Annotated in this window: 20 protein-coding genes, 3 tRNA genes and 1 pseudogene; 9 read left to right on the top strand and 15 right to left on the bottom strand. The window is 51.3% G+C overall.

Annotation, left to right across the window (positions count from 1 at the left end; translation table 11 throughout):
* Position 1: 1 nt before the first annotated feature.
* The 12 genes from FM042_RS04205 to FM042_RS04260 all read right to left on the bottom strand — a co-directional run bounded on the left by FM042_RS04205 (position 2) and on the right by FM042_RS04260 (position 9,466).
* Positions 2 to 75, bottom strand: a tRNA-Arg gene (locus FM042_RS04205).
* Positions 76 to 106: 31 nt separating this feature from the next.
* Positions 107 to 183, bottom strand: a tRNA-Arg gene (locus FM042_RS04210).
* A 52-nt stretch (positions 184 to 235) separates the two neighbouring features.
* Positions 236 to 328: transfer RNA gene (locus FM042_RS04215), tRNA-Ser, on the bottom strand.
* 242 nt (positions 329 to 570) lie between these two features.
* On the bottom strand, positions 571 to 759 hold the full coding sequence (gene csrA / locus FM042_RS04220) for a carbon storage regulator CsrA (RefSeq protein WP_143234644.1): 189 nt from the start codon (positions 757 to 759) through the stop codon (positions 571 to 573).
* A gap of 343 nt (positions 760 to 1,102) precedes the next feature.
* A complete protein-coding gene (gene alaS, locus FM042_RS04225) occupies positions 1,103 to 3,712 on the bottom strand; it encodes an alanine--tRNA ligase (protein ID WP_143234646.1) in 2,610 nt (869 codons plus the stop codon).
* 102 nt (positions 3,713 to 3,814) lie between these two features.
* The gene (locus FM042_RS04230) at positions 3,815 to 4,303 is read right to left on the bottom strand and encodes a regulatory protein RecX (protein ID WP_221931496.1); all 489 of its coding nucleotides are present in this window, start codon (positions 4,301 to 4,303) and stop codon (positions 3,815 to 3,817) included.
* Positions 4,284 to 5,351 (bottom strand): agmatine deiminase family protein, encoded by a 1,068-nt coding sequence (locus FM042_RS04235; RefSeq protein WP_143234648.1) that lies wholly within the window; start codon positions 5,349 to 5,351, stop codon positions 4,284 to 4,286. Before FM042_RS04235 ends, FM042_RS04230 begins: the two co-directional genes overlap by 20 nt.
* Before the next feature lie 2 nt (positions 5,352 to 5,353).
* On the bottom strand, positions 5,354 to 6,427 hold the full coding sequence (gene rluB, locus FM042_RS04240; RefSeq protein WP_143234649.1) for a 23S rRNA pseudouridine(2605) synthase RluB: 1,074 nt from the start codon (positions 6,425 to 6,427) through the stop codon (positions 5,354 to 5,356).
* A complete protein-coding gene (gene scpB / locus FM042_RS04245) occupies positions 6,424 to 7,059 on the bottom strand; it encodes an SMC-Scp complex subunit ScpB (protein ID WP_143234651.1) in 636 nt (211 codons plus the stop codon). The genes rluB and scpB overlap by 4 nt, the downstream gene beginning before the upstream one ends.
* Positions 7,056 to 7,880 carry a segregation and condensation protein A gene (locus FM042_RS04250; protein ID WP_143234653.1) on the bottom strand — a complete coding sequence of 275 codons (825 nt, stop codon included), beginning with the start codon at positions 7,878 to 7,880 and terminating at the stop codon, positions 7,056 to 7,058. Before FM042_RS04250 ends, scpB begins: the two co-directional genes overlap by 4 nt.
* Before the next feature lie 45 nt (positions 7,881 to 7,925).
* Complete coding sequence (locus tag FM042_RS04255; protein WP_143234655.1) at positions 7,926 to 8,546, bottom strand: L-threonylcarbamoyladenylate synthase; 621 nt, start codon at positions 8,544 to 8,546, stop codon at positions 7,926 to 7,928.
* Positions 8,547 to 8,557: 11 nt separating this feature from the next.
* A complete protein-coding gene (locus tag FM042_RS04260) occupies positions 8,558 to 9,466 on the bottom strand; it encodes a PHP domain-containing protein (RefSeq protein ID WP_143234657.1) in 909 nt (302 codons plus the stop codon).
* Between the two features lie 350 nt (positions 9,467 to 9,816).
* On the opposite strand from FM042_RS04260, the gene FM042_RS04265 reads away from it, so the two are divergent.
* From FM042_RS04265 to trpA, 6 genes are all read left to right on the top strand, one after another.
* Complete coding sequence (locus FM042_RS04265; protein ID WP_143234659.1) at positions 9,817 to 11,439, top strand: anthranilate synthase component 1; 1,623 nt, start codon at positions 9,817 to 9,819, stop codon at positions 11,437 to 11,439.
* Positions 11,436 to 12,086, top strand: coding sequence for a glutamine amidotransferase-related protein (locus tag FM042_RS04270; protein WP_143234661.1), 651 nt, complete (start codon positions 11,436 to 11,438; stop codon positions 12,084 to 12,086). The genes FM042_RS04265 and FM042_RS04270 overlap by 4 nt, the downstream gene beginning before the upstream one ends.
* Positions 12,074 to 13,081 carry an anthranilate phosphoribosyltransferase gene (gene trpD, locus FM042_RS04275; RefSeq protein ID WP_143234663.1) on the top strand — a complete coding sequence of 336 codons (1,008 nt, stop codon included), beginning with the start codon at positions 12,074 to 12,076 and terminating at the stop codon, positions 13,079 to 13,081. Before FM042_RS04270 ends, trpD begins: the two co-directional genes overlap by 13 nt.
* Positions 13,074 to 14,585, top strand: coding sequence for a bifunctional indole-3-glycerol-phosphate synthase TrpC/phosphoribosylanthranilate isomerase TrpF (trpCF, locus tag FM042_RS04280; protein ID WP_185960696.1), 1,512 nt, complete (start codon positions 13,074 to 13,076; stop codon positions 14,583 to 14,585). The genes trpD and trpCF overlap by 8 nt, the downstream gene beginning before the upstream one ends.
* A gap of 74 nt (positions 14,586 to 14,659) precedes the next feature.
* A complete protein-coding gene (gene trpB / locus FM042_RS04285) occupies positions 14,660 to 15,877 on the top strand; it encodes a tryptophan synthase subunit beta (protein WP_143234667.1) in 1,218 nt (405 codons plus the stop codon).
* The gene (gene trpA / locus FM042_RS04290; RefSeq protein ID WP_143234669.1) at positions 15,874 to 16,686 is read left to right on the top strand and encodes a tryptophan synthase subunit alpha; all 813 of its coding nucleotides are present in this window, start codon (positions 15,874 to 15,876) and stop codon (positions 16,684 to 16,686) included. Before trpB ends, trpA begins: the two co-directional genes overlap by 4 nt.
* A 3-nt stretch (positions 16,687 to 16,689) precedes the next feature.
* On the opposite strand, the gene FM042_RS04295 is transcribed toward trpA, so the two are convergent.
* Entirely contained in the window at positions 16,690 to 17,793 is a 1,104-nt protein-coding gene (locus FM042_RS04295; protein ID WP_143234671.1) for an AI-2E family transporter, read from the bottom strand.
* Between the two features lie 91 nt (positions 17,794 to 17,884).
* Here FM042_RS04295 and FM042_RS04300 point away from each other — a divergent pair, with 91 nt between their 5' ends.
* The gene (locus tag FM042_RS04300) at positions 17,885 to 18,778 is read left to right on the top strand and encodes a TIGR01777 family oxidoreductase (RefSeq protein ID WP_143234673.1); all 894 of its coding nucleotides are present in this window, start codon (positions 17,885 to 17,887) and stop codon (positions 18,776 to 18,778) included.
* Between the two features lie 208 nt (positions 18,779 to 18,986).
* Here the strand turns inward: FM042_RS04300 and FM042_RS04305 are convergent, their stop codons facing one another.
* Both FM042_RS04305 and FM042_RS04310 read right to left on the bottom strand, forming a co-directional pair.
* The gene (locus tag FM042_RS04305; RefSeq protein ID WP_143234676.1) at positions 18,987 to 21,485 is read right to left on the bottom strand and encodes an ABC transporter permease; all 2,499 of its coding nucleotides are present in this window, start codon (positions 21,483 to 21,485) and stop codon (positions 18,987 to 18,989) included.
* On the bottom strand, positions 21,475 to 22,155 hold the full coding sequence (locus FM042_RS04310; RefSeq protein ID WP_143234678.1) for an ABC transporter ATP-binding protein: 681 nt from the start codon (positions 22,153 to 22,155) through the stop codon (positions 21,475 to 21,477). The genes FM042_RS04305 and FM042_RS04310 overlap by 11 nt, the downstream gene beginning before the upstream one ends.
* Between FM042_RS04310 and FM042_RS04315 the strand changes: the two genes are divergently transcribed.
* Positions 22,156 to 22,785, top strand: coding sequence for an arylesterase (locus FM042_RS04315; RefSeq protein ID WP_143234680.1), 630 nt, complete (start codon positions 22,156 to 22,158; stop codon positions 22,783 to 22,785).
* Positions 22,782 to 23,102, top strand: a pseudogene (locus FM042_RS11965) (2-amino-4-hydroxy-6-hydroxymethyldihydropteridine diphosphokinase); the annotation flags it as partial. The gene FM042_RS04315 and the pseudogene FM042_RS11965, both read left to right, overlap by 4 nt.
* Between the last annotated feature and the right edge of the window lie 45 nt (positions 23,103 to 23,147).

A 23,147-nucleotide genomic window follows, 5' to 3' on the forward strand; every position in this document is an offset into this window, starting at 1 on the left:
GCGCGCTCGGGAGGATTCGAACCTCCGACCGCCTGGTTCGTAGCCAGGTACTCTATCCAGCTGAGCTACGAGCGCGTCGTTTTTTACAACATCAGTGTGAAACAAATGGCGCGCTCGGGAGGATTCGAACCTCCGACCGCCTGGTTCGTAGCCAGGTACTCTATCCAGCTGAGCTACGAGCGCGTTACAGTTGTTTCATCACATATTGCCACGATGCAGGTGCGTAATGGCAAAATGGCGGTGAGGGAGGGATTCGAACCCTCGATAGGGCTATAAACCCTATACTCCCTTAGCAGGGGAGCGCCTTCAGCCTCTCGGCCACCTCACCGCGACTTGATGGGCGTGAATGATAGCGATTTGTCAGACGTTGTCAAACGCTTTTTGCCCATCCACCGTTTAAGTGCGTCATAATTAAACAGTCTGAGCAGATTTTGACACTTTTTTAAGATGGATGGCAATGCAGACTCAATTGGCTTGTTCGCTAAACAAGCGTATCTGAAATATTTACGGCGGGAGATAAAGCAAGAAACCGGCACACATTGGCCGGCCTCTCTCTACGCTAAACTGATATTATTCAGTGCGCTCGTCGGAATCTTTTTCCGCTTGGATTCGCATATAAATCTCTTCGCGGTGAACCGATACATCTTTCGGAGCATTGACACCAATACGTACCTGGTTTCCTTTGACGCCTAGGACAGTGACAGTAACGTCATCGCCTATCATCAGTGTCTCTCCGACACGTCGCGTTAATATTAGCATCTCTTCTGCTCCTTCATTTCGACTTCCCATCCTGCGACATGTGATGACGCATTACTTGGATAAGATTCGCATACTAGCACCTTCTCTGAATTCTGCGATATGACAAGTCTCATATTTTTCACAAAAGTTCAAAGCTGCAAATCAGACTTCATTCCAATGTTTTCGCGTTACATTTCACAAATGCTATACCCTTTCGTTCAGCATAGCACAGCACAGGAACACCTACGGTAAATTCAGCGTTAATCTGCTAAAAAAACACGCCTGAATGCACAACAATACGACAGTTTGTGTCGCAACCTAACGAATCCATGTCCAAGCTTGCTTAGTTTCAGCGGAACTCACCTCATCCTGCGAGCTTGTCCTGTAACCATTTCTTAGCCGTCGCCAAAGCCGTGTCCAACTGTTCTGGTTCACTGCCTCCAGCTTGTGCCATATCCGGCCGACCGCCGCCTTTACCGCCCACTTTCTGAGCAATAACGTTGACCAGTTCGCCGGCTTTTACCTTGTCGGTTAACCCTTTGGTCACACCAACAATCAAACTTACCTTGCCTTCTTGACGCAGACCCAACACCACGATGCCTTCGCCCAATCGATTCTTTAAATCATCGACCATTTCCCGCAAAGCTTTCCCTTCCACTTGGGTGACTTCAGCAATAATCACCTGCTGTCCACCAATCGTTTCAGCACTATCTGTCAAATTGGCTCCCGCTTGTTGGGACAACTGACGTTGAAATTCTGCCAACTCTTTTTCAAGTTGCTTCTGACGACTTAATAATTGCTCAATACGTTCAGACACCGCGCTTGGATCAGACTTCAACACGTTTGCAATCGCGTGCAGGCGCTGGTGTTGCTGCTGTGTGTACAACACGGCATTGGCACCCGTGGTCGCTTCTACACGCCGCACACCAGAGGCAATCCCCTGCTCTGCCAGCACGCGGAAGCTGCCGATATCCCCTGTTCTCTCCACATGGGTTCCACCACACAGCTCTAACGAGTAAGGTCCCATTTCAACGACGCGAACTTCATCATCATATTTCTCGCCAAAAAGCGCCATCGCGCCTCGTGCTTTGGCTTCGTCGATCGGCAGCACAGCTGTAGTTAACGGGGTATTTAAGCGTATTTGTTCATTCACTTGCGTTTCAATCGCTAATAATTCCGCCTGAGTTAACGCTTGCGGGTGAGCAAAATCGAAACGTAAGCGTTGCTCATCCACCAAGGACCCTTTTTGCATGACGTGCTCACCTAACACGTTACGCAGCGCGGCATGAATTAAGTGCGTCGCCGAATGGTTGCGACGTATTGCCCAACGGCGCTCATCATCTACCAGCGCCACCACAGGATCACCAACCCGTAAATCACTCTCAGCACGCCCATGGTGCGCAATCGCTTTGCCGATGTATTGGGTGTCATTCACCACAAATACCGGTTCACCTTCCACTTCAAACACGCCAATATCACCCACCTGACCACCGCTCTCCGCATAGAATGGCGTTTGATCGAGCACAATAATGGCATCTTTGCCTGCAGGTACGGTCGAAACAGACTCCCCATCCACGAAGATCTCGCGAATCACCGCATCACTTTCGTAGTCAGTGTATCCACGAAACTCAGAAACGGTATCTGCGCTAATGCGGGTGTTATAGTCAGCGCCAAATTGCGATGCTTGTTGGGCACGCGTGCGCTGCTCTGCCATGGCCGCATCAAAGCCAGCTTGGTCGAGCGCAAATCCACGTTCACGCAAGATATCTGCGGTTAGATCGTAGGGGAAGCCGTAGGTATCGTAGAGTTTAAATGCAATTTCCCCAGAAAGTGCGTCGCCTTCGTTTAAATCAGTCATTGCCTCTTCGAGCAGGCTCAACCCGCGCTGCAATGTGCGCGCAAACTGTTTTTCTTCCTGCAACAGCGCTTGTTCAATCCGTGCTTGGGCTTGCACCAGCTCCGGGAATGCGTCACCCATTAAGCGCACTAATTCAGCAACCAGCGTATGAAAAAACGGTTCGGTGGCACCAAGCTTTGAGCCGTGGCGCACCGCGCGACGGATAATCCGACGCAACACATAGCCGCGACCCTCGTTAGACGGCAGCACGCCATCAGCAATCAGGAACGAGCACGAACGAATGTGATCGGCAATGACGCGAAGAGATTGCGCTGAACGATCTTCACAGCCCACCGCACGTGCCGCTGCATCAATTAAATGTACAAAGGTGTCGGTTTCATAGTTTGAATGCACGCCTTGCAACACAGCTGCAATGCGCTCAAGCCCCATGCCGGTATCCACCGATGGCTTCGGTAATGGCTCTAAGGTGCCATCCGCTTGCCGATTAAACTGCATGAACACCAGGTTCCAGATTTCGATGTAACGGTCACCGTCTTCTTCAGGTGTTCCTGGAGGGCCACCCCACACATCAGGGCCGTGGTCATAAAAGATCTCAGAACAAGGGCCACAAGGTCCGGTATCACCCATCTGCCAAAAGTTATCTTTTGCGCCAATGCGAGAGATGCGATCACGGGGTACACCGATGTCATTCGCCCAAATATCGTAGGCTTCGTCATCTTCTTCAAATACCGTCACCCATAGTTTTTCTTTGGGTAAACCTAATTCGTCTGTGAGAAACGCCCACGCGTAATCAATGGCTTCTTTCTTGAAGTAATCACCAAAACTAAAGTTCCCTAACATTTCAAAGAATGTATGGTGGCGCGCCGTATAGCCCACGTTTTCTAAATCGTTATGTTTTCCACCTGCGCGTACACAACGCTGCGAACTTGTCGCTCGCGTATAGTTGCGCTTATCCGTACCGAGGAATACATCCTTAAATGGCACCATGCCGGCATTGGTAAAAAGAAGGGTGGCATCGTTTCCAGGAATTAACGACGCGCTCGGCACAATTTGATGCCCGCGTTCAGCGAAGAAGTTCAAAAAAGCAGTACGAATATCGGCACTGGTCATACTCATAAATACATTCCTGCTGTGACTACACGTTTACGGATAGGGAACCGCATGAAAGAAAGTGGCTAAGATTATCATATTGATAGGTCAGAAAACAGTCGCCAAGGCCTAGTCTTCGGGGTTTTCCTGTGCTTTTTCAAAGGCCCGATAGATATGCTCGCTGGTAAATCCGCGTTGTGCTAAGAAGCGCATTCGGCGGGCGCGCTCTTTGTGATCGCTAGGAGCAAGTGGCGCATTGCCAAAGCGCCGCCGATAGCGTTCATAGGCCAATGCAGCCCAATCAGTAGCATAGGTCGTAAAGCAGCGTTCGATGTCATCGTCATGCACACCCTTGAGCTGCATTTCTTGGCGAACCCGGAGAGGGCCATATCCTTGCATCACGCGCTGACGGTAAAACACATCCGCAAAGCGAGCATCAGACTGCCAATTTCGCTCTTCCAGTTTCTCCAACACGCGGTTGATCGCCGCACGATCGAACCCTTTTTGCTGCAGTTTCATGCGCAATTCAAAAATACTATGTTCCCGTCGACTCAATAACTGAACCGCACGGGCTTCAATCACTTGTTCGTCTTCCGGATCAATAGGGGAAGGTCGCACAGTGCCACCCTCCTCCGCCAACAAGTAGGTGCCGAGCCGGTGCTAAAATAACCTCGGCGTTGGGCAGCAACTGTTGCATCTGTGCCAGCGCTTTTTCGTCGCTTGGTAAACCGAACGCTGGCAATACTACAAGATCCCGTTGTTCGTGCCGGACCCGCAGAAAGTTCACATAACTTGCCATTAACTGCATACCCGCAATGCGCTTACGCACCCCAGGCCGATGTTGAATGGCTACCGCTTCAGCAGCATTTAGTCGTGGCGGGCGCGGCAAGGGTAACGTATGAACTTTTAACGCACGGCCTTGGGCGTCAGTGCTACTCACTAGAAAATCATATACCCGCCGACAGGTTGCGTAATCTGGGTGCGATGGATCGCCGGTGTGAGCTACAACCACTTCACCGGGGCCGATAAAACACGCTAGGTTATCCACATGACCGCCGGTTTCATCAGCGGTTAATTTCCCTGGAAGCATTAATAACTTATCGATAGCAAAGGAGGCCTGCAGGTGCTCTCGTAAAATGCGGTCGGTGAGTCCTTGATTATTGGGGCGGTGCAGGATACTTCCCGCACAGGCAATCGCCGTACCTTCACCGTCATGGTGCAATGCGCCGCCTTCCAACACCCATGCATGTTCGCTGTGCGCTAATTTGAGTGTATCACTGAGCCAGTCGCGCGCGCTTAAATCCAGCCGTTGCTGATCATCAATGCCGCCCCAACCATCAAAACCATAGTGCAAGGCCGTTTGACCTTGTACATCAATAAAAGGTGCACAATCCCGCAGCCAAATATCACCAAACAAAACCCGATGAACTGTAACCTGGTCCGGCAAACCCGCGGGGATGGGGCTATCCGGGTGCACCTGCAATGACACTGGAATATTGCGTTCGGCTAATGCATGCAATACGGTTAGAAACTCGTCCTGAACAGCTTTTCCGGCATCCGGCCACACATCCCTACGGTAGGGCCAACGCATCCACACCGATTGACTGACTGCCCACTCCGAGCGCCATTGAATAGCTTGGTCAGATGTCACCACTGTATCACTCATGATTATTTCCGTTTATCGCCCGCATGTTGTCGCTGTGGACGATTGCTTTTAGGTTTTTGGGGGCGTTTATCACCACGGCGATCAGCACGCTCATCTTTCTGGCCGTCTTTACGACTATCTTTGCGATGATCCTTGCGTGCCTCGCCCCGCCCTTTAACGGCGTTATCAGGCCGTGAATCCTGACGCGCATCAGGACCTGCAGGTTTTCTTGCCCCACGCTTGCCTTTTTCAAGCCGCGCTTTCTGCTCATCTCTGTGACGCCGACTACCACGGCGAGCCTGCTTGATCTGCCGTTCTTGATCGTCTTTGGTAATCACCGGTGCGGATTCCAACAACGGGAGTTCCACCAAGCCACGTAGATAATTCACTTCGTCCAAGGCCAACTCAACCCAACCACCCTGAACCAATCCTTTTGGCATCGTTATTTCACCCATGCGCACTCGGATGAGTCGGCTTACGGTCAGCCCCTGAGAGTCCCACAAACGCCGCACTTCACGATTGCGACCTTCGGTTAACATCACATGAAACCATTGATTTTGGCCTTCACCGCCACGCCGACGAACGCGCTTAAAGCGGGCCATACCGTCTTCTAGCTCAACACCACGCAATAATTTTTGAATATGGGCTTCCGTGACTTCACCAAACACACGAACTGCATATTCCCGTTCAACTTCGTAGCTAGGGTGCATTAAGCGGTTGGCCAGTTCACCGTCGGTGGTCATTAACAACAAGCCCGACGTATTAATATCGAGGCGGCCTACAGCAATCCAGCGTGCTCCAGATAATGGCGGCATCCGTTCATACACGGTGGCCCGCCCCTCTGGATCTTTACGTGTTACTAACTCACCTTCAGGCTTGTGGTACACCAACACCCGACACGGCACTGAATCTTCATCGCGCACCTTAACGGTGTGACCGTCGATTCGAATCACATCGGCAGCGGTCACCCGTTCGCCCAAGGTGGCGACATGATCACCCACGCGGATACGGCCTTCTGTAATCATAGATTCAATTTCACGGCGTGAGCCGTAGCCCGAACGTGCTAATATTTTTTGGAGTTTTTCGGTGTCTTTCACTGCGAGGTTTCCTCTTGGTTGTCACGCTCCCGCGTGTCATCAGTGTGTAATTCTAATTGATTCTCCGATGATTGGTTAGGATTATCGTCGAAAAATTCTTCAAGTTCTGGGCGAGGTTGCGCAAGCGCAGGGATATCCGCCACAGACTGCAGCGCGAAATAATCCAGAAACCCTTTGGTCGTTGCATAGAGGGCCGGGCGACCAGGTACTTCTTTATGACCCACTACCTTAACCCAGCCTCGCTCCTGCAAGGTTTTCATAATTTGAGTGCTCACAGATACGCCACGCACCGCCTCAATTTCACCCCGCGTAACCGGCTGCCGCCAGGCAATCAACGCCAAAGTTTCAAGCAAGGCTGCGGAATACCGTGGTGCCCGTTCTGGCCACATTTGTACCAATGCTGGGCCCAGTTCGGGCTTGGTTTGAAAACGCCAGCCAGACGCCACTTCAACTAATTCAATGCCACGATCTTTGTAATCTTCCTGTAACCCATCGAGCACTTGCCGAACCCGAGGCTTATTCATGCGAAAATCAGCCAGCACCCCATTGAGAAGCTGATCCAATGTGACTGGATCTTCCGCAGCGAAAATCGCGGCTTCAATCAATTGTTTAAGTTGCTGATCGGAAATCATGCCCTTTCCTCTTTGCTCGATGGTGTCGCACGACTCACATAAATCGTCGAAAACTCTTGTGCCTGCGTGAGCACAATTAAGCCTTCTTTGTTCAGTTCTAAAATGGCCAAAAAGCTCACTACCACCCCAGAACGCCCCTCATTAATGGCAAATAATCCGGAAAATTCAACCCGATCGTGGCTCTGCAAGAGGTCAAGCACTCGGCTCATGCGTTCTCGCGTCGATAAGGCTTCGCGCTTAATATGGTGATGAGCTTGCACCTCCACCAATTGCATCACCTTGGCTAATGCGATGCTGAGGTCTTCTAAACTGACATCAGGTGGTGCCTGTCCGGCCAATTCTCGAGCGTCCGTGGCTGCATGGGCGGGGAAAAAGTCGCGCTCTTGCTGCGGTTGCTGATCGATCTGATTCGCGCCTTCCCGAATGATCTCATATTCCTTCAGCCGCCGAACTAACTCGGCGCGGGGATCTTCTTCGTCATCTTCGCCATCACTGATTGTCGGTAACAACATGCGGCTCTTAATTTCCGCCAGCATCGCAGCCATCAACAGATAGTCAGCGGCCAGCTCCAATTTGAGCTCGCGCATCATATCCACGTATTGCATGTATTGTTCCGTAATTTTTAGGATAGGAAGATCGAGAATATCCATTTTTTGACGACGGATAAGATACAGCAGTAGATCCATCGGGCCTGAGAACAAATCGAGCATAAGCTCTAAAGCTTCGGGCGGAATATACAAGTCCTCCGGTTGATCAAAAACCGGTTCACCGCGTACAAAACCTAGTGGCAGCGACTGCTGCGCCGAAGCTAATTCACTCATCCGTTATTTTTATTGTCTCTTCCAGGCTACATTGTTGGGGTGTGTTTAACGAAACGGTGTAGGATCGCCCTCACCGATTCGAATAATTTCCATCTCATCGTCGACTAAGTCAACCACCGTGGTTGGTTGTTCCATTAAATGACCACCATCGATCACTAAGTCCACTTGCTTTTCTAGGCGCAAACGAATCTCGTAAGGATCTGGTTCTGCGAATTCTTCGTTGGGAAAAATTAAGGTCGTCGACATCATCGGCTCCCCTATCTCCGCCAATAGCGCCTGACAAATCTCATTATCGGGTACCCGCAAGCCAATGGTTTTGCGCTTCGGGTTCATCAATCGCTTAGGTACTTCTTTGGTTGCTTTCAGTACAAAAGTGTATGGCCCTGGTGTATTATTTTTAATCAGACGAAAGGCTTGGTTGCCTACTCGGGCGTACACGGAAAGTTCCGATAAATCGCGACACATCAGGGTGAAGTTATGTTCGCTGCCAAGCTGGCGAATACGCAAAATGCGTTCAACCGCGTCTTTATTCTGGAGCTGACAACCGAGCGCATATCCAGAGTCGGTGGGGTATACGATGACACCGCCACCACGCACAATATCCGCGGCTTGTTGAATCAAGCGCAGTTGCGGGTTTTCTGGATGGATTTGGAAAAACTGACTCACCCGTTACTCCTCTATTGCCACAAAGACCACACCGGCGTCACGCCTTCCGGTGGTCGTAAATTACGTCCAAGTTCGCGATATTTCCCGGGATGGTGAAAATCCGAACCCACAGACAAATAAAACCCATATTCTTGTGCCAGCTCCATGAGCCATTGTCGCTGCGACGGCGCCTGTTGCGACGAAACAACTTCGATAGCCAGTGCTCCAGCATCTTTTACATCGATTAATAATTTGCGAATCCACTTATTGCTTAAATCATACGCCAACGGATGAGCAAGCCCAGCGACACCACCCGCGTCACGAATTGCCGCAACCGCTTCCTCAATCGTACACCACTGACTACTCACATAAGCGCACTGGCCTTTACCGAGAAAGCGGTCGAAGGCGTGCTGAATACTTTTGCATCGATTCGCCGCCACTAGCGCTTGGGCAAAATGCAAACGCGTGAGCACTTGCCCCGTTGCGAGCGCGTGCACATCCGGTAACTCTTGTGCCGGAATGCCCTGCTGTACCAGTTTCTCGTAAATAGCGACACTGCGTGCCCGGCGCTTGTCTTGCTGCTCGGCTAATAAGGCTTTTAAAGGTGCATGATCAACCGCAAAATTCCAACCTAGCACATGAATTTCGAAACCGTGCCACACACAACTGATCTCGACACCGGGGATCAATAGCGGCGATGTCAGTGCGAATTCTTGTTGGGCCCGGCAAGCCGCCTCATAGCTCGACAGCGAGTCATGATCTGTAAGCGCCAGCACATCAAGCTGCATGGTATGCGCTCTGAGCACCAGTTCTTTTGGCGATAAACTACCGTCGGAAAGTTTACTATGGCAGTGTAAATCAATCCGTTCGGCACTCTGAGGAATCCGCACCAAAGGGCCGTGAGTGGTGTTTGTATTTTGTTCGTTTCGGCTATTTTGCATAGGGTCATCATACGCCCTTTCTATGGCTAAAACTAACCTTCGGCGCAATTTTTTAAAGTTTCTATTGACACAAAACCCGCTCTCCGTTTACCTTTGCGTCATTGCTTTATTTCGTACAAGACAATCAAAGTTGTATAAACAAATGAATACATTCTTCTCACACATTTCATCGTTGCTGATCACGCCTGTAGTGCGTGCGCATGCTTGGTGGTGGCACTTCCCTCGCGGGTAGTGTTGTGTGGCAGCATGTGCCAACGATAAGCAAAAGATTCGCTCTCGTTGACCAAGAATTCACAACAAGCCCGCTCATTGAGCGGGCTTGTTTCGTTTTAAGGAAAGGAAAATTGAGTATGCAACCAGCGGACGATGGCAATTATTCAGTCGCTACCATACGATTAGGGTTGGATTATCAGGCCGACCCGGTACAAATGTTTCGGCGCCTCAACGGGGGCACTACGACACCTCGCGGGCGTGTATTGCTTGAGTCCGCGGAGATCAATTCGCGCCAGAACCTCAAGAGTCTGATGATGGTCGATCCAGCCCTTGAACTTCGCTGCGAAGGTCAGCAGGTATCGGTTCAAGCATTAAGCGAAAGCGGCGCTGTACTATTACCTTGGTTAACGGAGCAATTATCCGAACATGGGCAAACTCAGTTCGATCCGGCGCAGGGCCGACTCACTGTGGAATACGCTCCAGCGCCCGATAATCTTTCAGAAGCAGAGCGGTTAGCCTACCCTAGCAATGTCGAGCCGCTGCGAGTATTGCAGCAAAAACTCCAGGCCTCGCACACACATCCGCTCGCGGTATTTCTCACTGGGGTGTTTGCCTACGATTTGTTAGCCACGTTTGAACAGCTTCCAGAAGTACCTACCGGTGCCAATACCTGTCCCGATTATGTATTTTATTTAGCTGAAACATTAGTGGTCGTTGATCACGAGCGTGAGCACACCGAATTGCTCGGGTTATTGCCTGCTGGACCTGATCACGACGCGCGCGAACAGCAGTTATGTCAGCGTATGGGTGAATTAATGGCGCGCTTGCAGTCACCGCAGACGGCTGATTCTTCCCCCAGAGCCAGTCTTGCCCAAGCCGATTATAACAACGTATCCGCATCTCCTTCACGTGAGCAATATGCCGCCCATGTGGAGTCGTTGAAAACGCACATTCAGGCCGGTGATATCTTTCAGGTCGTGCCCGCACGTAGTTTTACCCTACCGTGTCGTGATGCCTTAGGAAGCTACGAGCAACTGAAAGTGAGCAATCCAAGCCCGTACATGTTCTATATGCAAACTCCTGAATTCGAGCTGTTTGGCGCTTCCCCAGAATCAGCCCTCAAGTTCACCGCCGAGAGCAGACAAGTGGAGCTATACCCCATTGCAGGTACGCGGTCACGGGCACGGGATAGTAAGGGGGCCATTTTACTCGATCAAGACAGTCGCATTGAGCTTGCCTTGCGTCAGGACCAAAAAGAACTGGCGGAGCACATGATGTTGGTCGATCTGGCCCGCAACGACCTCGCTCGTATTGCCAAGACCGGCAGCCGTTATGTGGCCGATTTGCTGAAAGTGGATCGTTACTCTCATGTGATGCACTTGGTTTCCCGTGTTGTCGCCACCTTAGATCAGAAATACGATGCCCTCGATGCCTATCGCGCCTGTATGAATATGGGAACCCTCGTGGGCGCTCCCAAAATCAGTGCCGCACGCCTTATTCGCGACGTAGAGCAACAACGCCGTGGCAGTTATGGCGGTGCCGTGGGCTACCTCAATGGGCAGGGCGATATGGATACCTGTATCGTGATTCGTTCAGCGTTTGTGCAACATGGTATAGCGACGGTACAGGCGGGTGCAGGCGTCGTGTTTGACTCTAACCCCGACGCCGAAGTGCGAGAAACCGAACAGAAGGCCAATGCAGTGATTCAGGCAATTCAGCGCCAAGAGGCCTACTTAAGTAGCCCAGAGGTGGCGGTATGAGCAAAGGACACATTATTTTTATCGACAACGTCGATAGCTTTACTTACAACCTGGTCGATGAGCTTGCTCAGCTCGGTTATAGCTTATCAGTCTACCGCAACACAGTAACAACAGATTTTATTGCAGCGCAACTTGCCGCCGCTGCTGAAAAAGGCCCCGTGATTCTGTGTCTGTCGCCCGGCCCTGGTCATCCTCGTGATGCAGGAAACCTCATGGAGGTTATCGCCCACGCCGCTGGTCGTTATCCCATACTCGGTATTTGTTTAGGCTTTCAAGCACTGATCGAATTCTGTGGTGGCAACGTTGATCGTTGTCATGAAACCGTGCATGGCAAAACCAGCTATATTGAATGCAACGCACATCCGATGTTCGATGGTTTGAGTCAGCCACTCCCTGTCGCGCGTTACCATTCGTTGCAAGCAGTGAGTGTGCCATCATCGGTTACCGTAGTGGCCTCGGTCAATTCGATTCCTATGGCTTTTGAAGCGCCTGAGCTCTGTGCAATTGGCTTCCAGTTTCATCCGGAATCTATTATGACCAGTGAAGGCAGTTTGCTGCTCAAACAAACCATTGATTACTTATCTCAGTGCGCACAACACATGCCACCTGCCCAACCGTCGACTAAGGAGTCTGTATGCGGGAGTTAACGCAATTACTGAATGGAGAAATCCTCACCCTTGAAGATACGGAAAAGCTGTTTAAGTACTTGCTTGCGGATCAACTCACGCAAAACCAAATTGCTGCCATGTTGGTGGCGATGAAGGTACGGGGCGAAACACCTGCCGAAATCGCTGGTGCAGCCAAAGCCCTATTAACAGGGTGTAAACAGTTTCCTGCACTCGATTTTCCAGTCGCAGATACCTGCGGTACCGGTGGCGATGGCAGCAACACCATTAATATTTCGACCGCAGCTGCATTGGTATCTGCCAGTATGGGTATTGCCGTTGCTAAACACGGCAATCGCAGTGTGTCATCGCGCTCGGGCTCGGCGGATGTGTTGGAGTCATTGGGCGTTCCTTTAGATTTATCACCGGATGAAAATCATCAACTGCTAAAAGAGCACAAATTCTGTTTTCTATTCGCCCCCCATTATCATCCAGGCGTTCGCTACGCGATGCCTGTACGACAAGAGCTGAAAACCCGCACTATCTTTAATTTGCTTGGCCCATTGATCAATCCAGCCCGTCCAAAAGCTCAACTTTTGGGCGTATATACGCCCGATTTATGCCTGCCTTTAGCGCAAACTTTGCAGTTGTTGGGGTGTCCTCGGGCCATGGTGGTCCACGGCAGTGGTCTGGATGAAGTCGCTTTGCACGGTCCGACCAAAGTGGCTGAAGTAAACGGTGATAGCATTATCGAATACGAACTGAGCGCCGCAGATTTTGGCGTGCCCGAAGCGGGATTAAGTACCTTACGAGGCGGTGATGCAGATCAGAACGCACGCATGCTCAAAGAGGTATTCGCAGGTCACGGCAGCCCCGAGCATCGCCATGCCATCGCCATGAATGCGGCCTGCTTGCGTTATTTGCTCGGAAATTGTGAATCTCTTGCGGAGGGAACCGAAGCGGTGTTAAGCCATTTAAGTGATGGCGGCGCCCTCACCCACCTCCAAAAAATGCAGGAGGCATTCAAACATGACTGAGGCATCTCGTAAGTCGGTCACCCCTACTGCTAAAGACTCTCTGGCGGCCTCGCTTAGCCAAGCGCCATCAGTATTGCGCAGTATTTGTGAGCATCGCCAAGTAAGTTTAGAGCGTTTCAAAAAGGATTATCCTGAGCAGGTGGTGATGGAAGCGGCGGCAGCTTCTACGCGCCCTATTCGAGATTTCACTGGTGCCTTGCGCAAAGGCCCTGCTCAATTTATTTTCGAGTGCAAAAAAGCATCCCCGTCAAAAGGACTCATTCGTGCCAGCTTTGACCCTGTCGCGATCGCTCGCATCTATGCAAGTTACGGTGCGGCAATATCCGTCCTTACCGAGCCGGATTATTTTCAAGGGGACTTTAGTTATCTGCAAGCCGTAAGCGAGCACGTGTCTGTACCCGTGTTGTGCAAAGATTTTATTTTTAGTCGTTACCAAGTCGCCTTGGCCCGCTATTTTGGAGCCGATGCCATTTTACTGATGCTGTCGGTACTTGATGATGCTAGTTACCAAGATCTTGCCGACTACGCCCATGAGCTGGGCCTGCATATCCTTACCGAAGTAAGCTGCCCAGATGAAATGAAACGCGCGGGTCAATTACAGGCGCAAGTTATCGGTATTAATCATCGCAATTTGCGGGATCTTTCGGTGGATATTCACCGTAGTAAACAATTAGCGCCATTGGCTCCAAATGGCGCAGTACTGATCGCAGAATCCGGTATTCATCACCATCGCGATATTCAACAAATCGCACCCCATGTTGATGGATTCTTGGTGGGAAGCTCGTTGACCTCTCAAGAGGATATCGATTATGCCTGTCGCGCATTGGTGTTCGGGAAGCACAAAGTTTGTGGCATCACGTCGCAATCGCAAGCTTTGCAAGTACGTGCCGCTGGAGCTGTGTACGCCGGACTAATTTTTGCGCAACGCTCACCGCGTAAAGTAACCATCGATCAAGCGCGCTTTATTCGTCAGGTAAAGGGTTTAGCCTATGTGGGTGTAATCGCTCTTGAAGATTATGCAGAAAAAACACCTACGGAAGTCGCTGGTGTCATCTTGGCATTGGTACAACGCGCAGAATTAAATGCAGTGCAAATTCACGATTTAGACCGTATTGAAGCGCAATCGCCAGAAGCCGCCGCGTTATTTGTGCAGGCACTCGGTCGGGCCCTGCCCCATCAGTGCGAACTATGGATCGCTTCATCGGTAGAGAACTTAGAGCAACGCCGCAACACCTACCCTGACGTTCACCGTTGGCTTGTAGATAGCGGTCCCGGCGGTACTGGGGAGGTCGCGGACTGGCAACAGCTCCCCGAGAGCAACCGCGAACAGCTCATTCTTGCTGGTGGCTTGAATGCAAATAATGCCCGAGCGGCAATGGCAACCGGTGTCGGTGGGTTAGATTTTAATTCGGGTCTCGAATTGCGACCGGGCCACAAGTGCCCGATCAAAACCCAGGCCATATTCCGGTCTATTCGAGATTATGGGCGCGAAAAACACAACTAGTGTGAAGCGCCCCATTCACTATTGATGTACCGGCTCACGTGACGCACTGTTGAGCCACAAAAGAGGCAGTAATCATGACGCAATCTAGCCAAACCACGACCAGCGAACGACTGGACCCTTACTTTGGTGATTTCGGCGGCCAATTCGTCCCTGAAATTTTGCTCCCCGCGCTTGATCAACTCGAGCAAGCCTTTATCGATGCGCAAAATGATCCGGCCTTTCAGCAGGAGTTTCAGCATCTGTTAACCACCTATTTGGGTCGCCCAACGCCGTTGTCGTTGTGCCAGAACCTCACCAAAGGCTCGCCGGTTAAGATTTACATGAAGCGAGAAGATCTGCTTCATGGCGGGGCACACAAAACCAACCAAGTGCTCGGCCAAGCCTTGTTGGCAAAACGTATGGGCAAAACCCGAATTATTGCGGAAACCGGCGCGGGTCAGCACGGTACCGCCACAGCCCTTGCCTGTGCTCTACTTGGTCTTGAATGTATTATTTATATGGGCCGCAAAGATGCGGAACGCCAACAACCCAATGTATTTCGCATGGAGCTCATGGGGGCCAAAGTGGTACCCGTTGACGCGGGTAGCGGCACCTTAAAAGATGCCGTGAACGAAGCCATGCGTGATTGGACCGCTAGCTATCCTACTACGCATTATTTGTTAGGCACCGCAGCAGGCCCACACCCGTTTCCTACCATAGTGCGTGAATTTCACCGCATGATAGGTGCCGAAGCAAAGGCTCAGATTCTCGAAGCGGAAGGTCGCTTACCGGATGAGGTGATTGCTTGTGTAGGCGGTGGCTCTAATGCCATCGGCATGTTTGCTGAGTTTATTGACGAGCCAGGGGTACGTCTTACCGGCGTCGAACCTGCCGGTAAAGGGGTAGCCACAGGCGAGCACGGTGCCACCTTAAGCGCTGGCAAACCCGGGGTTTTACACGGCTGTCGTTCATTCTTGATGCAAGACGCTGACGGTCAGGTTGAAGAATCCTACTCTGTGTCTGCGGGGCTTGATTATCCCGGCGTTGGCCCGCAGCACGCGTACCTTCATGCAATTGGCCGCGCCCAATATACCAGCGTCACCGACGAAGAAGCCTTAGAAGCTTTTCAATTAATCTCGAGCCATGAAGGTATTATTCCCGCATTGGAGTCAGCCCATGCCATGGCCTATGCCATCCGTCGGGCAAAGGAATCAAACAAGCCAGAAATCCTTGTGGTGAATTTATCCGGCCGCGGTGATAAGGATATCGACCATGTGCGACGCATTCTAGCGCAACGAGGAGAGCAGTCATGAGCCAACGCTATTCACAGATGTTTTCCTCGTTAAAGGCGCGCCAAGAAGGCGCTTTTGTTCCCTTTGTTACCATCGGCGATCCGGACTTAGCGACTAGCGAACGTATTATCCGTACATTAATTGACGCAGGCGCTGATGCATTAGAATTGGGCTTACCCTTTTCCGATCCCGTTGCCGACGGCCCCGTGATTCAAGCGGCGAATATCCGCGCATTGCGACACCACATCACCACGCAACAGTGCTTTGATTTACTTGCTCGCATTCGCGCCGATTATCCAGAGATCCCCATAGGCCTTCTGGTCTACTGTAACTTGGTAGTTGCAAACGGCACATCTGCGTTTTACCAACGCGCGGCCCAAGCGGGTGTGGATTCAGTACTGATTGCCGATGTGCCGCTGCGAGAAGGTGTTCGTTTTATCCCGGAAGCGCAAGCCCAGGGAATCGCACCCATCTTTATTGCACCACCAGATGCCAGCGAAGCGACCCTAAAGGGCGTTGCGCAAGCCAGTGAGGGGTATATCTATTTGTTGAGTCGGTCTGGTGTTACCGGCGCCAATGATGATGTGAATGCCCCTGCGGCGGAACTGATTAAAACACTCAACAACGCGGGCGGAGCACCTGCCCTTCTAGGCTTTGGTATCGCGCGACCTGAGCATGTTCAGGCCGCCATCGCCGCCGGCGCTGGCGGTGCCATTAGCGGCTCGGCAGTGGTAAGAATTATCGCAGAGCATGAGCACAAGCCAGAGGCGATGCTTACTGCTCTGGCTGAATTTGTACGCACCATGAAAGCAGCAACGCAGGCAAAGTAATATCTACGGTGTTTCTTTCGCCACCGGTTCATCGGCGCTCACATCCAGCGCCGATGGGTCGTCTTCAAGGCGGCTGATCTCGTCGCCACTGAGTAGTATCGCAAGCCAGCGCGTGCCCGGACTCTCCTCAAACCCAATCTTCACCATCATGGTAAGGGGCACGGAAAGCAACATGCCCACGGGACCCAACAACCACCCCCAGAATAGCAACGACAAGAACACCACCAAGGTAGATAAGCCTAAACCACGTCCCATTACGCGCGGCTCGATCACATTTCCCATCACCACATTGATGGCGATATACATCAGCGCTACGGCACCTGCCATCCATGGGGAGAACTGAATCAGGGCCATAATCACGGCGGGAAACGCGGCAATAATGGAGCCAATATTGGGGATATAGTTGAACAGGAAGGCAACGACAGCCCACAGAATATAATGATCAACGCCAAACAACCACAAGCCGAAGCCCACTAAGAAACCCGTGATTAAACTAATCATGGTTTTTAACGCAAGATACTTATTAATCGAGAGCAACATTGCACTCATGCGCTGGAGGTGTTTTTCCGGCTGCGGAAAGGCGAGACCAATTTTTCGGGGCATTAAGGCCGCTTCGCCAAGCATAAAAGCGACAATCAATAAAATAAGTACGGTATTCGTGAGCATACTGCCCAAACTGGCCAATATATTGACGGCCATCGACATCAAGCGCGAAGGGTCTAAATGCTGCTCAAGCAAGGAGCTATCCAAATGAATATTAAATATGGCCGCTAAGTTCGTAAGTTCAGTAAACTGAGCCGAGAGTTTTTGCCGATACTCTGGGAGCTTAGCGGTAAACTCGTTGGCAGATTGCACAATCAGTCCGGCCAAACCAAAGCCCGCGACTAATACCACAATGAGTATGGCGGCGATGGCTACGTATGGGGGGAACCCTTTGTATTGGAACCAATGAATCACTGGTTGAAAAATAATTGAAATAAACAACGCTAATAAAAACGGGACCACAATCACGCTAGCCGCTTTTACGCCCGCCAAAATGATCACAATGGCTGCGGCCACCAATATAATTTTACTTACTGGGGATAGAATTGTGGGTTGGTCCGTCATGGCCAGTTCTCCGTATGCAAGATTCGATGCTAAGCTTAAAACGATACGCCAATGTAAGTGGGCTCACAAGCATCTTACGGAAGGGAGTGTTATGAATATTCTAATCACAGGCGGTTCAGGTCTGGTTGGATCTGCATTTATTCAGCGTTACGGCGACGAATACAGCATCACGGTGCTATCGCGCCACCCAGAGCGTGCCCGCAAGAAGCTGGGCCCGACCGTAACGGTCATCGCAAGTTTAGGCGAGCTTGAAAATCTCAATCATTTTGATGCGGTGATTAATCTGGCAGGTGAACCTATTGCCGACAAACGCTGGACCGCTGCACAACGAGAACGGATTGAAAAGAGTCGCTGGCATATTACCGACGCACTGGTTGGATTATTTGAGGCCTCAGAATCGCCCCCGCATACCTTCATTTCGGGCTCCGCTATCGGCTACTACGGGCGTCAAGGGGAGACCCCGGTGACGGAAACGAATAACACCCCCAATGATGAATTTAGTCATCGTTTGTGTAAATACTGGGAAGATATTGCGCTGCGGGCCGAAAGCGATAACACGCGTGTGTGTTTACTGCGCACCGGCATCGTGCTCGCGCGGCAAGGTGGCGCCTTGAAAAAAATGCTCCCTCCGTTTCGCTTTGGTCTTGGCGGGCCGATGGGTAGCGGTAAGCAAATGATGTCGTGGATTCATATCAACGATATGACTGCTGCAATCCAGTTTTTATTGCAACAACGAGACTGTCATGGTCCGTATAACCTCACAGCACCAAATCCAGTAAGTAACGCAACATTCAGTAAAACTCTGGGAAAGGTGCTACATCGCCCGACTTTCTTTAAAGTCCCTGCCTTTGTATTACGTCTCGGTTTCGGTGAAATGTCGGACTTACTGCTGACAGGCCAAGCCGTCATTCCGGAGCGTCTGCAACAAGCAGGCTTCACCTTCGAATTCGAGGACCTACACCCCGCTCTCGAGGCCTGCACGTAGCCAACGCGGTGCGTTGGCTCGAACTGCTCCAAGGCTTTGAGCGCGGAATGACCCCAGCGGGACGCCGTAGATACATCCATGTAGGCTTGGCTGCCGCATCCCTGCGGCAGACACCCGCGCGGTGCCAGTTCCTCCCTCATGCCTCAACGTCACGCTAGCTCTATCTCCGTACCCAACGCACTTCGTTGGCCGGAAATTAGCTAAAACGTCATTGCAATCGGCGGATCAAAGCACCGGTTTGATGCTGTAAAAGACGGTAGCAAACGGACCAACCCAGCGCGGCTACAATCACCGCTCCCACTGAAGGACCCAATAACCAGAACCGCCAATGGAAGGTCGGTTGCATATTAAATACCTGAGTTTGCAAGGCATACACAGCCACTTCCATGGCTATGGTGGCAATAAGCCCTGCCAGAGCGCCAAGCACCACAAACTCATAACTCACCGCCCGCGACAGCAACGACGATCGTGCACCTAAGGTACGCAGTATCACGAGCTCCTGTCGGCGCTCGTCGAGCGAGGCTTGCACCTGAGCGACTAATACCAAGGCACCAGCAAAGATCACCAACACCATCACAAAGGTGATCGCCAATGAAACATGCCCGATCACATCGCGAATTTGCGTGAGTATATCTTCTACGTCGATCAATGAGGCTTGTGGGAAATCACGGAATAATCGATAAAGCTCCACTCGTCGCTCCGGTGGCAAATGGAAACTAGCGATATAGGTCGCGGGCATCCCTTCGAGTAAATCTGGGCTAAATACCATATAGAAATTGGGCTGCATGGTATTCCAGTCCACTTCCCGAATATTAGTAATCGGAACGGTAAACTCATCAGCGGCCACTCGGAATGTAAGCTCATCACCAACACGCACGTTAATGCGCTCGGCAACTTGAGATTCTACGGAGACGCCCGCTTTACCAGGGCTAAACCACTCCCCTTGCAAAATACGGTTTTCTGCCGGCAAATCCGCCTGCCAAGTGAGCTGCAGTTCACGTCCGAAACCTTCACGAAACTCACTTTCATCCCGTTCTTCTTTGGTCACTGCATCACGTACCATGGTGCCATTAATCGCCACTAACCGACCGGGTACTATAGGGTATAACTCGGTGGCTTGAATGGATTCGGCGGCAAACATCTCCTGCATTGGGGCAACTTGATGGGGCGCGACATTCACCACAAAATAATTAGGCGCATCTTCAGGAAGTTGATTTTGCCAGTCATCCAGGAGCTCATTGCGCAATGCGAGGACCAAGAGAAACAGCATGATGGCGATGGAGAAACTGAGCATCTGCATGCTGTTTTGTGCAGCTCGGCGCTGGAGCCCAGCCATGGCTAAACGCCAACTGCTACCCGCTTGCATGCCTGCACTGCGGCTTGCGCGTATAAACAATCGGCTTATGGCTAACAGCAATAGCATGGCGACAACGCCGCCAGCGAATAACGCCACGGAAAGCATCAGAGAACCACTATAAATCACCATCAAGAGGAATATGGTGCTGCCGGCAATCAACCAATGCAGCCATTTCCCGAGGCCTTGTGCGACGATGTCGCGTCGCAACACGCGCAAAGGTGGAATTTTCAATAAACGGAGTAATGGATACAGGCTAAACATCAGTGCGCACAGCAGTCCTGTAGCTACGGCAAGCACATAGGGGCCGCTGCCACCACTCGGAAGCGCATAACCTAGTTGTTCGCTTACCCACCAAATCACGCCATACTGCAGCACGTTGCCTAAAATTAACCCCAGCACAATGCTCACCCCCGTAAGAAGCAGCAAGTGCAACGTGAAGATTCGGGTGATTTGTGGGGTGCGGCCGCCCAGGGTTTTCATAATTGCGACGGCATCAAAATTGCGTTGGGCGTAGCGCTGGGCGGCAACGGCTACGGCGGTTGCCGCGAGAACAACACCGAGCAAGCTGGCTAACAACATAAAGCGCTCGGCTCGATTTAACGCCGCAGATAACGGTGAATCCCCGTCTTGAATGCTGGTCCAACGCTGGGTCACGTCGTCTAATTGCGGCAGCAACCACGTTTCGTAGCGCTGAATATCGCTAGGATCGCCAGCAAATAGATAATTGTAATTCACCCGACTGCCGGGCTGAATTAAACCGGTGCGCTCCAACTCATCGATATGAATCAGCACGGTCGGGCTATCGGCAAATACATTAAAACCGGAGTCTGGCTGATGACTTAGCACATGCGTGACAGTAAATTCCGCATCACCAATTTCCAAGACACTGCCAATGTCTAAAGCGAGCGCTTGAAATAAACTGCCCTGCACCCAAACCTCACCTGCTTGGGGCAGGCTATCGATGCGATCGCCGTCCATATACGGTGCCGATGCAACTTCAAGATGCCCGCGCAAAGGATACCCGTCACTCACAGATTTGACGTCGACCAGTGTCATCTCGCCGTTAGTAAACGCCATCGAGTTAAAGGTCACACGGCGCGCCCAAGCCACGTTCTCTTGCTCTGCACGATCTAACCAGTCGGTGGGGATTTCAGCACCGCGTGCACGCAACACGCGGTCGGCAGCGAGAAACTCAGAACTTCGGTCGAGCAACCCCAGCTGCAAGCGCTCGCTAAATACCGACAAACTTAAAACCGCAGTGACGGCTAGCGCCACGGCGGCCGCCATGATGGTTAACTCACCACGACGCAACTCATGCTTGAGTAATCGCCAAGAAATTTTAGGCCACATGCTGTTGCTCCACGAGCTGTCCGGCATCAAGCCGCAAAATGCGATCGCATCGTTGCGCCAGCTTGTCGTCGTGGGTTACGACCACCAAGGTGGTATTAAACTCACGGTTTAATTCAAACAACAACGCTTCTACCCGTTCCCCAGTTTTACTATCGAGGTTTCCGGTGGGTTCATCGGCGAACAGAATTTGTGGCTGGCCAATAAACGCGCGGGCAATGGCAACACGTTGTTGCTCACCACCGGAAAGTTGATTTGGATAATGGGTTAAGCGCTCACTCAGCCCAACTTTCGCCAGCAGTTCGCGCGCTTCTTTCTCCGGATTTGGACGGCCAGCAAGTTCAGCGGGCAACATCACATTCTCAAGGGCCGTTAAACTTTGAATTAGAAGAAATGACTGGAAAATAAAGCCGATTTTCTCGCCGCGCAAAATCGCACGTTGTTCTTCATCCAAATCATTCAGATTTACGTTATCTATAACAACCTGTCCTGTTGTTGGCAGGTCTAAGCCCGCGAGTAACGACAGCAACGTGGATTTACCAGAACCGGACGCACCGACCACTGCCACCACTTCACCCCGGTCGATTGAGAAGCTTAACTCGGATAAAATTTGCAATTCACCGTCGCTGGTCGCAACATTGCGAGATACTGATTGAACTTGAATAAGTGCCATATGTTTAAAAAATTCCTTTACATCATTGTTGTCATTGGCCTAGCCGTATCGTGTTCAGTACGTGCTGCAGACACAAACGTATCATTATTAGTTCTCGGCGATAGCCTTAGCGCAGGTTATGGTATCGCCGAAGCCGACACTTGGGTGGCAGAAATCGACCGGACCTGGTCATTACATCACCCCAACTTACGTATTATCAACGCAAGCATTAGCGGCGAAACTACCCAAGGTGGCTTAGCGCGCTTGGAATCTTTAATAGATCGCCATCAGCCGGATATTGTGTTTATTGAGCTGGGTGGTAACGACGGCTTACGTGGATTTAATCTCGATACCATGGAATCTAATCTACGAGAGATGGTAACAATCCTCCAGTCCAGAAACATTCAGGTCGCACTTAGTGAAGTGGAAATTCCGCCGAATCTGGGACGTCGTTATACTCGCATGTTTCGGGATGTTTTTCATACCGTCGCCGACGACAAAGGCATTCCATTAATTCCATTTTTTATGCGTGAGGTCGCCCTCAACGCCGAATACATGCAAGCGGATGGCATTCACCCTAACCTCGCTGCACAACCGGTTATAGCGGATATTATGGAGCCACAACTACGTGCTCTGCTGGAGGCATTGTGAGTGCTCGAACGCCCCGCCACTACGTTTATGTCAGCATTGGCAGTAATTTAGCCCCAGAGCAGCATGTGGCCCGCGCCCTGCGTGAACTAGCCCAGCGTTTTGGCGAAGTGCTAGTATTGCCAATCGTGAAAACTGAGCCCTGCGATATTCATAGCGAACATGCATTCTTTAATACGCTGGTCATCTTTGCCGCCAGAGAAAGCGCCGAAACCATTAAAGAATGGTTTAACCAGCTAGAGGCTGAGCATGGTCGTGATCGCAACGATCCACTGCGTAGCCAGAAAGATCGGACTCTCGATTTAGATATTTTGCACATCAGTCCAGAGCTCAGTATGGCGACAATGTCGGCCTTTGATGAGCCC

The sequence above is a fragment of the Aliidiomarina halalkaliphila genome (assembly GCF_007096385.1).
In the GTDB taxonomy this organism is placed as follows: Bacteria; Pseudomonadota; Gammaproteobacteria; order Enterobacterales; family Alteromonadaceae; genus Aliidiomarina; species Aliidiomarina halalkaliphila.